The sequence below is a fragment of the Phyllobacterium sp. LjRoot231 genome (genome assembly GCF_964253365.1).
GTDB lineage: Bacteria > Pseudomonadota > Alphaproteobacteria > Rhizobiales > Rhizobiaceae > Phyllobacterium.
Genome location: NZ_CAXUQT020000003.1, coordinates 359,826 through 373,197 on the forward strand (window position 1 = coordinate 359,826; position 13,372 = coordinate 373,197).

The window sequence follows — 13,372 nt, forward strand, 5'->3', positions numbered from 1 at the left end:
TGAGGGGCTCCTACTTGGTGATGGAGAGGGCCGCCGGAGCGCCCGCCAACGATCTGCTAGGCGATGATGTGGCGACGAGAATGGCAAGGGTCAGCACATAGGGTGCTGCATAGAAAAGATAGTAACCTTGCGTGACGCCAACCGATTGCAGTGCTGGACCGAGCGCGCCCGCCCCACCAAAGAGCAAGGAGGCAAAGAAACAGCCGATTGGGTTCCATCGGGCGAAGATGACCAGCGCCACAGCCATCAAGCCCTGGCCAGAAGAAATCCCTTCGTTCCAGGAACCGGGATAAAACAAAGAAAGGTAGGCACCACCGACGGCCGCCAGCGATCCGCCGACGGCCGTTGCCAGCAGCCGCACTGCATCAGGATTGAGGCCCATGGCTCGAGCAGCGTCGGAACTATCGCCAACGACCCTCAGAATGAGACCGATGCGGGTGTTCCTGAATGCCCACCAGAGGACACCCGACAGAAGGGCGCCGATGAGGAAAAGCACATTGATGTTCAGCGCCGACTGGATTTGCGGCACGCTCGACCATCCACCCAGCGCGATGGAGGGAAGGTGGGGGGCGACAGGCTGGATGAATGGCTTTCCGAGGAAGAATGCGAGCCCGAGACCGAACTGCATCATGGCGATGCCGATGGCTATATCGTTGACCTTGGGAAATTTGCAGATGTAGCCGTGAATGAGACCTAAGACTGCCCCGGTCCCCATGGCCGCAAGCACCCCCAACCACGGCGAATTGCTCAACACGGCGATGGCGTAGGCCGTCATCGCGCCGAAGACGAGGGTTCCTTCGAGGCCAAGGTTGATGCGCCCGGATCGTTCGGTGATCGATTCACCTAGGCTTACGAAGATGAAGGGAGTAGAGACGCGGATCGCCCCCGCAAAAATGGCGAGCGGAACGCCCCAGATGCCTATGCCATCCATTATCGGGCCCTCTTCCAAAGATCGGGGTTGAAGAGTTTGAACCGTCCGTAAAACGTCTCGCAGAACAGGATGACGACAAACAGCGTACCTTGCAGCACCAGCACTGTTGCATCAGGCAACCCCATGCGGCGCTGGATCAAGCCGCCGGAAGCATCGATACCCCCCAGAAGAATCGCAACGGGAATGATCGCCAGCGGATTGTGCCGCGCGAGGAAAGCAACGAGAATACCGGTGTACCCATAGCCTGCGGCAAGCGAGCCATTGGCGCTACCCTGAACGGCTGCGACCTCGATCATACCAGCAAGGCCGCCAAAACTTCCCGCAAGCGCCGTGAAGCCGACGATCAGCCGGCCAACGGGCAAACCCTGTATCTGTGCGGCGCGCACATTTCCACCGGCGATGCGTGCTGCAAATCCAAAACTCGTTGCCTCGATAAGCACCCATGAACCGATGCAGGCCACGAGCCCGATTGCGAGGCCCCAATTGACATCCATTCCTGGCATATTGCCGAGCATGTACTGCGCAGGCAGGGGCGTGGTGGAGGGCTTGTTAAGGCTGGCAGGATCGCGAAGCGGACCCTCGATGAACTGGTTCATGAGCGCGATGGCAATATAGGCCATCAGCAATGAGGCAATCGTCTCGTTGACGCCGCGATAATAGCGCAGCACACCGGTAAACCCGATCCAGACGCCGCCCATGACCATACCGGCCAACGCCATCAGAGGGAGAACAATGATTGGCGGCAAAACGTCGGTCAGGGGCAGCGCCGCCGCTGCAGCGGCCACACCGCCAAGAACGACCGCGCCTTCGCCGCCAATGATCACGAGGCCCAGCCGCGCAGGGAGGGCAACACACAACGCCGTCAGGAGGAGTGGCGCCGCCCGACTGAGGCTGTTCTGAACCGAAAACCAGCTGCCAAAACCGCCAAAATACATGAGTTTGAAGAGGTCTGCCGGCGATTTGCCGACGGCCATAATGAAGATCGAAAAGAGCGCCAAGCCCACAAGGACGGCGCCCAGTGAGATTACGACCGGCTCTGCCCTGCGCGCCAGCCACTCGAGGATGGAACGAACGGATCCTGCGTGACCGGAAAATGGAGTGAGTGATGGAACGTTCGCTTCGATTGCCATGACGCTCTGCCCACTTGCTTCAAGAAGTCGAACCAAGGACACCCTCGACGAGATACGCCATGCTTTCCAGTTCGATCGCGTCTTCGGTGAAAGCCTTTCCGGCAGCAACAGCTTCGCCGCCTTTGTTGTCCCGAATTGGTCCTCTGAACACCGAGAAATTACCGGTCATCATGTCTGCATGGGTCGCGTCGAATTTCTTGCGGGCTTCGTCGGAAACGCCGGGTCCAAGCGAGCTCATTTTTACGAAGCCGTCCTTCAGGCCACCACGGACGAAATTGCCGAGCTTTTCGCCAGCCTGTGCCTTCTTGACGAAATCGGAATAGACATTGCCCCACGCCCATTCGGCGCCGGTGAGATATTTTTCCGGAGCAAGCGGGCTTTGATTCGCATGATAACCGCAGACGAACGCACCGCGCCCGGCTGCTGTTTCGACAACCACCTTCGGGCTATCAACATGGCAAGTGATGACATCGGCCCCTTGGTCAATCAACGCATTGGTGGCTTCGGCTTCCTTCACAGCCAATGACCATTCCCCAGTGAAGATCACCTGGCACGTGATCGACGGATCAACCGATCGTGCGCCAATCAGGAATGAATTGATATTCTGCAAGACTTGGGGAATCGGCTTGGCGGCAACGAAGCCGAGCTTCTTGGTCTTGGATGCGTAACCGGCGGTGATGCCATTGAGATATTGGCCCTGGCCGATGTACCCGAAATAGGAACCAGTATTTATCGGATTTTTTTCTTCCTGCCAGAGGCCACCGCAATGGCGGAATTGTACATCCGGATATTTCTTTGCCATTTCCAACATGTGGGGGTCGAAGTAGCCGAACGAAGTCGGGAAAACGAGACTTGCTCCGTCGAGATTGATCATCGACTCCATCGTCTTCTGAACATCGACGGTTTCCGGAACGTTCTCTTCCTCGACAACCGTGACACCCGACAACGCCTTGATAACTTTGGCACCTTCAGCGTGCGCTTGGTTATAACCAAAATCATCCTTTGGACCCACATAGATGAAGCCGACGGTGAGAGGGTTCTCGGCCCGGGCAACGTCTACAAGAAAGGAGCGTACGAGGCCTATGGCGGCGGCACCTCCGGCTGTCGATTTGAGGAAATGGCGGCGATTCATGGGCAAGCGTTTGGTCATTGCAAGCTCCTCGCGGCGGATGCCGATTTAAATTAGATCACAAGAAACTGTATGCAAGCTTCATGCCAACACTTAGCAAATGTTTTTAAAAGAGATTTTTGGATGAAGTTCTATTGATTGAGCAAACTGCATGCACTATTGGTAAATTATGACTGTTTTTTAGGCTATGTAAGAAAACAGTCGCAATGTCCGCACATTTACGAGGCGAATACGGCGCTAATTCCTTTGTTAAGTAAATTTATTGCCTGTTTGCAAAGATTTTCGCATCATTGACATCAGCGAGCCAGCCATTACATCTGTATGCACTATGGAGATTCGAAGCGCGAAGCTGGCCAGAAAAAAAGAGATTATTCGTTCCGGAACCACTGTCGAGCAGATGGTCCGTTCCATTGCCGATCTGATAATTACCGGTGTCATGCAGCCTGGGGAACGGCTCGACGAAATTTCTCTGGCCAATCGCTTCAAGGTTTCCAGAACCCCGGTGCGCGAGGCCCTAAGTCAACTCTGTGCCAGCGGCCTTGTCTGTCGGCGGCCCAACAAAAGCGCCATCGTCACCAATGTGACGCAGAAGCATCTTGCATCCATGTTCGAGGCCATGGCCGAGTTGGAGGCAGTCTGCGCACGCCTTTCGGCTGAGCGGATGACGGTTGATGAACGTCGCATGCTTGAAGCCGAACACACGCGATCGGCGCGACTGGTTTACCGCCGCGCCGAGAACGAATATGAAGCGCACAATATCGAATTTCACACCCGCCTTTATCGGGGTGCGCACAACGATCACCTGGCGGAACTCGCTAATCAGACCCGAGCGCGGCTAGCACCGTTCCGTCGCGCGCAGTTTCGCATCGCAGGGCGGTTGGCGCGGTCGTATCAAGAACACGACACCATTGTTATGGCGATACTTCGGGCCGACGGTCCTGCCGCGGGCCTTGCCGCTTATAACCATGTTTCCATTGTCAGTACCGCCAGCACGGTTTTTGCTGACCTAGGCACCGATTAAGTCATCGCGCCCGGCCTCTCGGAACATCGGCTATGGTCCAAGCGGTGCGATTGTCGACATTGGCGCCACTAACCATCGGGCGCTTTTCACATCGCTGCGGGTTTTTGACGACCCCTACTGCAGTCCGAGGGAGGAAGCCGGTCGCGTGCCGGACCAATCCATTTCCTCATCTCGGACCCCGGGCGTCGTCCCGTCACGTCGCGGTCCGATATCAATGCAGATGTTCGGCGAATTTTCGCTCGACGAGCCTCCAGACAGGCATCACGACACGTCATACTGCTGCGCCAGCGAGGCGGAAAGCTGGTCGGCGAAACGAGCGGCGGCCACCGGCAGGGTGCGGCCTTTGAGTTGGCCGACATAGAGCATGCCTGCGGGCACGTCGCGCGGGTCGAGTGGCCGGGAGATCATGGCGCCCGTCATCGTCTGGTGGGACAGGCCAATTGGGAAATGGAAGGTGATAATATCTTCGGAGATTGCGTGGTTGCGCAGGAATTCGAAGCTGTCGGACTGAATCACCGGCTCCAGCTGCAGCGATGACGATTGCGCCCCGATGTCGAGCAGGTAGCGCACACCGTAAGCTGATGTGGGAAGCGCGATTGGATAGTCGAGGCAAGCGCGCAACCGCACCGTTGCGTGAGAAGACAGCGGATGGTCCGGACGCATGACCGCATGTACCGGCTGGTGCACCCGCATTAGCGTCCTGAAACCAGCCATCCGCGCCGGCTCGTAGACGATGGCGATGTCGGCTGTGTGATCGGTCAACGCACGCTCGGCCTCCTCCCGGTCGCGCAGGTGCACGCCGAAGGTCACATTCGGATGTTCCTTCCGATAGAGTGAGATCTGGATCGGCAAATGGTAGGGCAATAGCGCTTGGCTGCAGGCGATTGCCACATGGCCAATCCGGGCGCCAGCAAGGTCGGCAATCTGCGATTTCACGTGCTCCATATCAGATAACTGGTTGCGCATGTGATGCACCAGAAGCTCGCCAGCGCCGGACAATCGCACGCCGTGCGGCAGTCGCTCAAAAATCGCAACGCCGAGTTCGGCCTCCATCGCCAATATACGGCGGTTGAGCGCCGTCGAGGTTATGGCGAGCAACTCCGCGGCGGCGCGGATCGAACCGGTCTTAGCAACCACAGTGATATAGTGAGCGGAGTTCAGGTAACGCATAGGCAGCCTCCGCATCACCGCTGCAATTTTTGCAGCAGGTTGAAGAAAACATAGCACAAGACAGCATCACCATCATCGGTATAATTCGTCCTGCCACTATAAACGGCGAAGGCGGCAATACCTCTAGCCGACATTGATTGTCTGAAGACAAGGAAAGATAAATTCGGTCTTTCTCATAGTCCTTCCATTTTAATTCAACACGTCAAGGAGCAAACCATGCATTGTCCGTCAATTGGAAACTTGGCTTCACTCGCTTTTCTTGTGATTGTTAATGTCTCGGCCATTGCGGCCGAACAACGCAGCGATACGTCCGCGTTATCGGACCTGTCGGGTTATGCGCATCAACGTAGCGTGACTTCCCAGACTAACATTGATGACAGTGTTCTAGCAGACGCCAGCGAGCGTAAAACCTGCGAGTCACATTGCGCACAGGTCTCCAGTATGTGCAATACCAGCAGGGCCAGAGACTGTGGCAAAGAATACAACACCTGTTCCTGGACATGCGGCTTTGTGCGGCAATAACGATTGTGAGTTCTCGCTTAAGCGCGACTTTGTAGCATCGGCAAGCTAACGTAATCATCGCGTCCTTGCCATGATCTTTTGCCAGAAGAGTGTCGCTGACAGCGAGCGGATCAACCTCGCTCGAAAGCCATCTTCGTGCCCGGCGATTGGTGTTCTCGACGGTGCCTTTCTGCCAGGGGGACTGCGGATCGCAAAACCATGTCTGTGCGCCAAGTCCGGCTTGCAGATAGGGCCAGTCGGTGAACTCGGTACCGCGATCGAAGGTGATCGAGCGGCGGGTTGTAGCGGGGAGGGATTCCAGCGTTCGGATCAGGCGCTCCATAATCGGTCGCGATTTGCGCAGAAACACGGTAAAACGGCTGACCCGTTCGACCAGCGAGGTGACATTCGCTTCGCCGAACTTCTGCCTGAACTGCATCAGATCGCACTCCCAGTGACCAAACTGCTGGCGTTCGCGCACAATGTCCGGCCGATGCAAGATGCTTAGCTGCGGGCATGCCGCGGACGGCGGCGCGTTTGCCGCTTCGGCAGGTGATGGGGCGACGACAAGATTTGTTCCAAATCATACGATAACGGGGCATTTTTAGAACAAAAGAAGCACAGAAGGCTCATTCTTTAGCTAAAACCCTAGGAGCGGTCGGGATTCTCCTCCATCTTCGTCTGGGGTAACTATTTGTAACGGCTCATGAATCTGGTTAGCGTATGATTTGGAACAAATCTTGTCGTCGCCCCAAAATCGCATAATGTCTTGTGTGGTTGCCGCCCGGGATGCAAGAAGTTTTTGAACCTTTTTGAACAGTGATCGAGTGCGGTCTTGTGTCAGGCCTCATGGAAGCGGCCTGTCTGGCGCCGCGGGCCGGTATGGTGATCTGCGCGGATCAGGTCCAAATCTCAACTGCGAGCACAAAGGCTCAGAGGCATTAGCTGGTTTTCCCGATCCAGATCTGTTCGATCATTTGCCCATTCAGGTCATTGCCTTCTCACACTGTTTTACCGGTGATGATGTTGGCTCGTTATGGCCGCTTCGCGGCCCTTTGCGGACATCATGATCGCCGTTTCGGGGGCGCTCACGGAAGGCTCAACGTAAAAGTCCCGGCCTTGGGCCGGGACCAACCTTGGCGCTGTCGACTACAGTAGATCACGAACCTCGGTCATCACTCAAATTCACAAAGAAACATGGCCAACTGGTTAAGTTTACGGTGCCCACGTGGCACCTGGCCCGGCGGAACCGCTTTCCACCGCCGTCGAACGCGGTGGAATGACGACGCTCGCGGTTGCGCTGTGCTGCAGGACAGACCGATAGGTTGGCTTGCCATCATAGGCTCCGTCGGCTGTGAACTGGCCAATCTCGCCGTCGATCTGGCTGAGCAATGGTTTCACTTGTGAAGGATCATCCGTGCCCTGATCCGTCAGGCTATGGGCAATGATCTCGCCACTATTGGCATCCACTGCCAGATGGAATTTGCGCCAGTTGCGGCGTGATCTGGCGCCATGTTGCTCCTGCAGCCACTGCCCGGCGCCGTACACCTTTAACCCCCGTGCTGTCGACCAGCACGCGCAGCGGGCCGTCCGGCAGAGGCGGGTTTCGTCGGGCGGATGGCTTCCATTTCTGTGCCCGACGGCTCAGCGTCGTATGATCGGGGACGGGTATATCAAGTCCCATAAGATCGAACACCGAATTCATGAGCCCTTCGTTCTGGCGCAGCCGCATTCCGAACACACAGCCCAGGGTCAGGGCCGTCTCGATGGCAAGATCGGAGTAGCGGGTTGACCACCTCGCGTTTTTCGCCGTGGTGCACGCCATCCGGCCAATGCTTCCGGCGTCATCCAGAGTGTCAGGCTGCCACGCCGACGCAGGCCTGCCTCGTACTGCGGCCAATTCGTCACCCTGAATTTCATCTTTGCGATGTGATGACGACGATCGGCGTTGTGTTTGTACGGCATGGCACTCGGATCAAGCTGATTGCGATCCTGTTTGCCTATCGCCGAACCGTTCAGAAATTATTTACGCACCAAAGCCTCATAGATGGCAAATCACCTGAGGAATGCGCGGATCACGTGGGTTATAGCCTTGTCTCGTCCCTTCGAAACTATGCCCAGTTATGGTCAGCGCGGTTATCTTGGAAATATGAAACGCGCGCCAGCCTTCGCCGTTTCCTCCTGACAATTGCCAGGCACTCAAGGTTAAATCCCTATTGCTGTCGTAACCGGCAAGATGCGGCTCAACAGTCCTCACGTGATCGTCGTATGTGAACCTAATCAGCTTGCGTTGCCGGATAGCTTCGCAAATCGATATATGTCCAGTCATGGTGGCCTCCCACAGCTGACATGATGCCTCCCAAAAATCAAAGAGTCGATAGCCGTCCATTGGGCGGCTTTTTCTATGGAGCATACCCATGCCAAGAAGCCCGACAGGCAATTCCAGCATTCCGATCACGTTTGTTCCGAATACGCCTGCGAAGGCGACGGAGGTAAATGCTGATTTCACGGATGTCGCCGCGCAGCTGACTGACTCCCTGTCCCGCTCCGGCAAGGGTGGCATGCAGGCAGCCCTCGATATGGGCGGGTACAAGGTCCAGAACACGGGTGCACCGGCAGCAAGCGGTGACGTTGTCACCAAAGGCTTTGCCGACGCCACCTATGCAACGTCTACCACATTGGCAGACTATGTCCTCAAGGCCACGCCTGCCATGACGGGCAATCCGACGATCACCAATGCACAGCCGGGTATCCAGCTTGTCGAAACCGATCAGTCGAACAAGAACTGGTATATCCTTGGCACCGCAGCCTCGTTCGTTATTACTGAGACCGACACGGCTACAGTCCGGCTTTCCATCGCTCCCGGTGGCGTCGTCAATATTCCCGGCTCCCTCACCCTCGGCACGAAGCTGGCTGTCGCTCAAGGCGGTTCAGGCGCTTCCGACGCTGCAGGAGCTCGTACCAACTTCGGCCTTGGCACCATGGCAACGCAGGATGCCAGCAACGTCAGCATCAGCGGTGGTAATATCTCAGGTGGCACTATTTCGGGTGTGTCGAGCATTGCATCAACCGGGAACATTGCTGCCGGGGGCATTCTGACTTCAGGTCAGGTCCACAACTCGACCGGTTCCACGGTCATCCTTGCAACCGGTACTGCTGGTACTGTCTCTCTTCGTCCTAATGGGTTTGCTAGTGGTACTGGTGAAGCTGTACTAAACAGTGCTGGTTGACTTGCTGTTGCTACACTAGCCAGTGCTGGTGCTATTACTGCTGGAGCTGCATCTTACGGAACAAACGCTGATATCAGTGCTTCATCCGGTTCAATTTTGGCACCTTGGGGTGCCAATAATGCTTTCAGTGCTATCGAGTTTCGCATTGAAGCGCGTGGTACAGCTTTTATGAACGCTGCCATTGCAAATATACTGCCCACGGTAGCCGGAAACGCTATCAATGGAGTAGGCAGCACCATCATGGCGTCGTTTACCGGAAGCGGGGAGGCGGTCCCAGGCGCTGTCACCGCAGGCAACAATCTGAACTATGCCAACGCGAATGGGATGTCGCACTGTACTTAACTGTAAGAATGCGGCCGTTCACGCTTAACTGCTGCACTTAACTTGAGAACGAAGCCGGCAGGATTCTCAAATTAACTGCAATACTGGGAATTCAGTCGCTACGCGTATCGTCAGGTTATCTAGCTGAAATTGATATGATTTTCTGAAGAGGCCACGCCTGATCGTCTGCATCCTTCAGCAACGGACAACGGTCAATGGTGTCGGTATCGCTTCTCAAATTAACTGCAGTGTTCTGCACAGAATTCTCAAATAAACTGCACGCTCTCAAATTAAGTGCAAAGCTAACTCATTGAAATCACTAACTCGGCATTCTCATGATTAACTGCAGCGCGACAGCGTTGATGGCCCGGGGAGGCATTTACCGAGCTTCGGGAGCAACCGCGTAACGATTTGTCCCCGAGGGAACTGCCGGGAAATGTAGGAAGATCGAAACAGGATTATGGGACAACGGTTGATCAAACGGGATCAGAAGAACCAGTCAATGGATGAGCGCCTTGAGCGCGCAGATACACATTGGATCTGATCCGCGAACTTCCATAAGGGCCCGCGGCGTTTGGAAAGCCGCTCATGTGAGGCCGGACACACATCAGCATCCGACCATAGAACCCATAGACCCTACGACCGATTTCCCTTGCATTTCACGGGGCGTCCACACACATCCATTGTCCTCGGACCTTGAGATATGTTTCGTCAACGTTCCATTTGCCTGTCACAGCTCGTTTGCGCTGATTAAAAAGTTCCAGCAGTTTTGGCGAAAAGTGAAGAATCCAGCGATGCACCGTGGAGTGATCGATGCTTAGCCCGCGCTCTGCCATCATTTCCTCAAGGTTTCGCAAACTGAGATTGTAGGCAAGATACCACCGCACACAAAGCAGGATGACTGACTGATCGAAATGACGCCCTTTGAACATTTCATACTCCCAAAATCACCAGCAAAGAGTATCCCATACTATCATTACAATTTTTTGCGACAGATCCAGACTATGTTCTGATGGCAAATGCATTTCATGGCGCTCCGGACCAATCTGGACTGATGGAAGCAGTCAGAACAATGCTCAAACCGCGCGGTTTGTTTGGGATCACGGATCTCCATGTCCAACCCATCTCACGCAGAACGATCAGGCTTCCTTGATGGTTGGTAGCTGGAATGCCATGAAAAGCCTCTGGGCGAGCGGCTGCATGAACGCCGTGAAGGTCGCGATCCCGTCCTTGTCCAGCGACAGGAGTTGGATCGAGTGCGCATTCCAGCGCCCCTCGGCGCCGAGGGTGTAGAGGGCGAAGGCTGGCTGCAGATTTGCGCCGACCGGCACAAGCCGAAAACCCCGGTACGCTGGCCAGACGGCCCCAAAGAAGTCGCCGATAGAGCCGCGACCGCGATACCATTCCCGCCAGGGAGGCATCGCATAAATGGCATCTTCCTTCAGAAGCGCCACGAATTGTTCCAGATCCCTACTCTCCCAGGCCAGTACGTAGCGCTCGAGCAAGCTCCGCTGGTGTTCATCTGTCATCGGGGCCTGTCGAACGTCGCGGTCGAATGTGGCCAGCTTGCCCCGCGCGCGCTGCAGGGCGCTGTTCACCGACGCCACCGAAGCATCGAGCATGGAGGCGACGTCGATCGCGGACCAGCCCATGACGTCGGCCATCAACAGCACGGCCCGCTGACGCGGGGGCAGTTGCTGGATCGCCGCGACGAACGCGAGCCGGACAGACTCACGTAGCTCGTAGCGGGCGTCCGGCCCTGCGGCGGGATCGGGGAGGGCTTCCAGCTCGGCGTCGGGATAAGGCTCGATCCAAAGGGTCCCGGCATCCGGGTGCCCTTGTGGTCTCTGGGTCGCCGGCCCATCCAACTGATCGGGCATCAACCGGCCGTGCCTCGAACGGCTCGCAATCATGTTCAGGGACACGTTGGTCGCAATCCGATACAGCCAGTTCTTGATCGACGCGCGCGCCTCGAAGTCGTCGAAACCCCGCCAGGCCCGTAGCAGGGTTTCCTGGATCGCATCCTCAGCTTCGTGCGGAGACCCAAGCATGCGATAGCAGTGCAGCTTGAGCGCGCGGCGGTGCATCTCGGCCGCCCTAGCGAAGTCGTCGCGACTGGGCGGAGTGTCGCCCACATAGCTCGCGGGTGTTTTGTCTTTCATGGCAACACCCCCGACTTTCCGGCTGCGCAGCTCGTCCATCTTGGCATCTTTAGCCCGCAGCCGCAACGCCGAGGTATCGGGCGTAGCCGTTCACCGCGGCCTGCCCGAGGTCCGTCTCCGGCATCACGCGGGACGGCACAAGCGCGACGAAACGGATGCCGAGCTCGAGGCGGTCGGATTCGGCCTGGCAGAACTTGGCGATGAACATCTGCATGCGCTTGTCGCCGGCGTAGCCGCTCGAAATGATCACCACGACCAAGCCCGGCCCGAGCGGCGCCCGCAATGCCTCGCGGCAGAACAGGAAGGTCATTTTGGCATCGATCTCCCAGTTGACGCCGAATTCGACCCAGGTGAGTTCGGACAGCGGACAGACTGGCGGGATCGTGCCGCCGCAGATCAACAAGAGGTCGGGCCGCGCCTTTTGGAAGGCCTTCCGCGGCCGACGCCGCGGCTGGGCACCCAGCACGACCACGCGCCTACCCACCAGCAACTCGTTCTCCGACGACATGGTCCAGGACTCCTCCGATCGATGCCGCTGATGTTGTGAAGACCGCAGACCTGCGGAAACTCATCGGTCAGCGAAGACTTTTTGCTGTCAGTCTAGTTCGGCGCGGTCTCGACGAAGCTCAAGCGTTTGGCATGCAAGTCGAAGTAGCGCAGGAGTTCGGCGGACTCGGCGATAAGCGCTGCGACCTCGGTGAAGCGCCGCGCCGGACTCAGGATGGCGAGCAAGAGTGCGTCAGCAAAGGTGAAGCGATTTGAAGCGAGGAAATCTCGACCCGTCAGCCGTCGTTAAGCATTGAGACGACGTCGCGAAGCTCTGGAAGCACTGCCTCGATGGCGGCGCGATCCTGCGAGCCGTCGGCGGTTTTTGGAAAGACATACGGGACGACGTAGTGGCGGATGATGATGCGATCGACGGAAGTGGCGATGATCGACATCCATTGGGCGATCTCGGCGGCTTCTGCCGGCGAGCCCGCGGGTCCCATGGGAGAATCGGTCTTCAGCCGGTCAAGGTAGGCGACGATCGCTTGGGATTCGCCCAAACGGACCTCGCCGTGCCGGAGGCCTGGCACCAGGCCAAGGGGATGGATGGCCAAGGCGTCGGCCGTGAGAGGGCGGACCGGGTGGTGGACGTAGGCAATGCCCTTCTCGTGGGCAACCATGCGCACCGCGCGGACGAAGTTGCTCCGGGGGATACCGAAGATCTCAATCGGAGTGGTCTGGCTCATGGAGAATTCTCCTTAATATGCGGACGAAGTCGCGGCTGCGTTCGTCCAGCTTTGCCGCGCCTCAGTGCAGATAGACCTCGACGTGGATCTTGTTCGTGGCCAGGTTCGCGTGCCCTGAACCCCAGGCCGGTTTCGCGTTGACCCACGAATAGGCGGCCGCGGCCGTCAGTAGATCGATCTTCACGACAAGGTCGACAATCGGCTCACCATCACGAGGAGACCCGACACCCTCCGCCGTGAACGCGATCCGGCTCCCGTCATCGGTTTCGATGGCGCCACGGAGCTCGAGTTCGCGGCGTCCGTCCGGACGCACACGCAGGTAGTCAACGCCGCGCATGGCGCCTGTCACGCGGCCCTTGACGGATCCCGCAAGCGTGACGTCGAACTGAGCGCCCTGCGGCGGCACGCTCTCCCGCCCAGTGAACAAGGCCTCCATGTCGGCGCCGTAATCCGTCACGCCGGTGATATCGAGATCGTATTCGAAGATCTTTTCGTAGCTCATGGCTTCTCTTTCCTAAGTTTCGGCACAACCATTGCCGCCGTGG

12 protein-coding genes and 4 pseudogenes are annotated in these 13,372 nt (G+C 57.2%); 2 read left to right on the forward strand and 14 right to left on the reverse strand.

Going from position 1 to position 13,372, the window contains the following annotated elements; translation table 11 throughout:
* Window positions 1–10 precede the first annotated feature (10 nt).
* From ACSQ3H_RS27865 to ACSQ3H_RS27875, 3 genes are read right to left on the reverse strand one after another with little or no spacing between them, the layout of a single operon-like run.
* Window positions 11–931 (reverse strand): ABC transporter permease, encoded by a 921-nt coding sequence (locus ACSQ3H_RS27865; RefSeq protein ID WP_436120294.1) that lies wholly within the window; start codon window positions 929–931, stop codon window positions 11–13.
* On the reverse strand, window positions 931–2,061 hold the full coding sequence (locus tag ACSQ3H_RS27870; RefSeq protein WP_436120295.1) for an ABC transporter permease: 1,131 nt from the start codon (window positions 2,059–2,061) through the stop codon (window positions 931–933). The genes ACSQ3H_RS27865 and ACSQ3H_RS27870 overlap by 1 nt, the downstream gene beginning before the upstream one ends.
* Before the next feature lie 19 nt (window positions 2,062–2,080).
* Window positions 2,081–3,211 carry a BMP family ABC transporter substrate-binding protein gene (locus ACSQ3H_RS27875; RefSeq protein ID WP_436120296.1) on the reverse strand — a complete coding sequence of 377 codons (1,131 nt, stop codon included), beginning with the start codon at window positions 3,209–3,211 and terminating at the stop codon, window positions 2,081–2,083.
* Window positions 3,212–3,518: 307 nt separating this feature from the next.
* On the opposite strand from ACSQ3H_RS27875, the gene ACSQ3H_RS27880 reads away from it, so the two are divergent.
* A complete protein-coding gene (locus ACSQ3H_RS27880) occupies window positions 3,519–4,211 on the forward strand; it encodes a GntR family transcriptional regulator (RefSeq protein WP_436120297.1) in 693 nt (230 codons plus the stop codon).
* 261 nt (window positions 4,212–4,472) lie between these two features.
* Here ACSQ3H_RS27880 and ACSQ3H_RS27885 read toward each other — a convergent pair whose 3' ends face one another.
* The 4 genes and pseudogenes from ACSQ3H_RS27885 to ACSQ3H_RS27900 all read right to left on the reverse strand — a co-directional run bounded on the left by ACSQ3H_RS27885 (window position 4,473) and on the right by ACSQ3H_RS27900 (window position 8,211).
* Window positions 4,473–5,381 (reverse strand): LysR family transcriptional regulator, encoded by a 909-nt coding sequence (locus tag ACSQ3H_RS27885; protein ID WP_436120298.1) that lies wholly within the window; start codon window positions 5,379–5,381, stop codon window positions 4,473–4,475.
* Window positions 5,382–5,985: 604 nt separating this feature from the next.
* Window positions 5,986–6,437 (reverse strand): annotated as a pseudogene (locus ACSQ3H_RS27890) (IS30 family transposase); the annotation flags it as partial.
* A 687-nt stretch (window positions 6,438–7,124) separates the two neighbouring features.
* Window positions 7,125–7,847 (reverse strand): annotated as a pseudogene (locus ACSQ3H_RS27895) (IS5 family transposase); the annotation flags it as partial.
* A 76-nt stretch (window positions 7,848–7,923) separates the two neighbouring features.
* Window positions 7,924–8,211, reverse strand: a complete 288-nt coding sequence (locus ACSQ3H_RS27900; RefSeq protein WP_436120299.1) for a WYL domain-containing protein — start codon at window positions 8,209–8,211, stop codon at window positions 7,924–7,926.
* An 88-nt stretch (window positions 8,212–8,299) separates the two neighbouring features.
* Here ACSQ3H_RS27900 and ACSQ3H_RS27905 point away from each other — a divergent pair, with 88 nt between their 5' ends.
* Window positions 8,300–9,112 (forward strand): hypothetical protein, encoded by an 813-nt coding sequence (locus tag ACSQ3H_RS27905; protein ID WP_436120300.1) that lies wholly within the window; start codon window positions 8,300–8,302, stop codon window positions 9,110–9,112.
* Between the two features lie 1,108 nt (window positions 9,113–10,220).
* Here ACSQ3H_RS27905 and ACSQ3H_RS27910 read toward each other — a convergent pair.
* The 7 genes and pseudogenes from ACSQ3H_RS27910 to ACSQ3H_RS27940 form a co-directional block, all read right to left on the reverse strand.
* Window positions 10,221–10,365, reverse strand: a pseudogene (locus ACSQ3H_RS27910) (IS6 family transposase); the annotation flags it as partial.
* Window positions 10,366–10,572: 207 nt separating this feature from the next.
* Window positions 10,573–11,634 carry an RNA polymerase subunit sigma-70 gene (locus ACSQ3H_RS27915; RefSeq protein ID WP_436120301.1) on the reverse strand — a complete coding sequence of 354 codons (1,062 nt, stop codon included), beginning with the start codon at window positions 11,632–11,634 and terminating at the stop codon, window positions 10,573–10,575.
* Window positions 11,635–11,644: 10 nt separating this feature from the next.
* Complete coding sequence (locus ACSQ3H_RS27920; RefSeq protein WP_436120302.1) at window positions 11,645–12,103, reverse strand: hypothetical protein; 459 nt, start codon at window positions 12,101–12,103, stop codon at window positions 11,645–11,647.
* Between the two features lie 92 nt (window positions 12,104–12,195).
* Window positions 12,196–12,327 carry a hypothetical protein gene (locus ACSQ3H_RS27925; RefSeq protein ID WP_436120303.1) on the reverse strand — a complete coding sequence of 44 codons (132 nt, stop codon included), beginning with the start codon at window positions 12,325–12,327 and terminating at the stop codon, window positions 12,196–12,198.
* Window positions 12,328–12,381: pseudogene (locus tag ACSQ3H_RS27930) on the reverse strand (hypothetical protein); the annotation flags it as partial.
* The gene (locus ACSQ3H_RS27935; RefSeq protein ID WP_436120304.1) at window positions 12,378–12,827 is read right to left on the reverse strand and encodes a glutathione S-transferase family protein; all 450 of its coding nucleotides are present in this window, start codon (window positions 12,825–12,827) and stop codon (window positions 12,378–12,380) included. The pseudogene ACSQ3H_RS27930 and the gene ACSQ3H_RS27935, both read right to left, overlap by 4 nt.
* A gap of 61 nt (window positions 12,828–12,888) precedes the next feature.
* Window positions 12,889–13,329 carry a DUF3237 family protein gene (locus ACSQ3H_RS27940; protein ID WP_436120305.1) on the reverse strand — a complete coding sequence of 147 codons (441 nt, stop codon included), beginning with the start codon at window positions 13,327–13,329 and terminating at the stop codon, window positions 12,889–12,891.
* Between the last annotated feature and the right edge of the window lie 43 nt (window positions 13,330–13,372).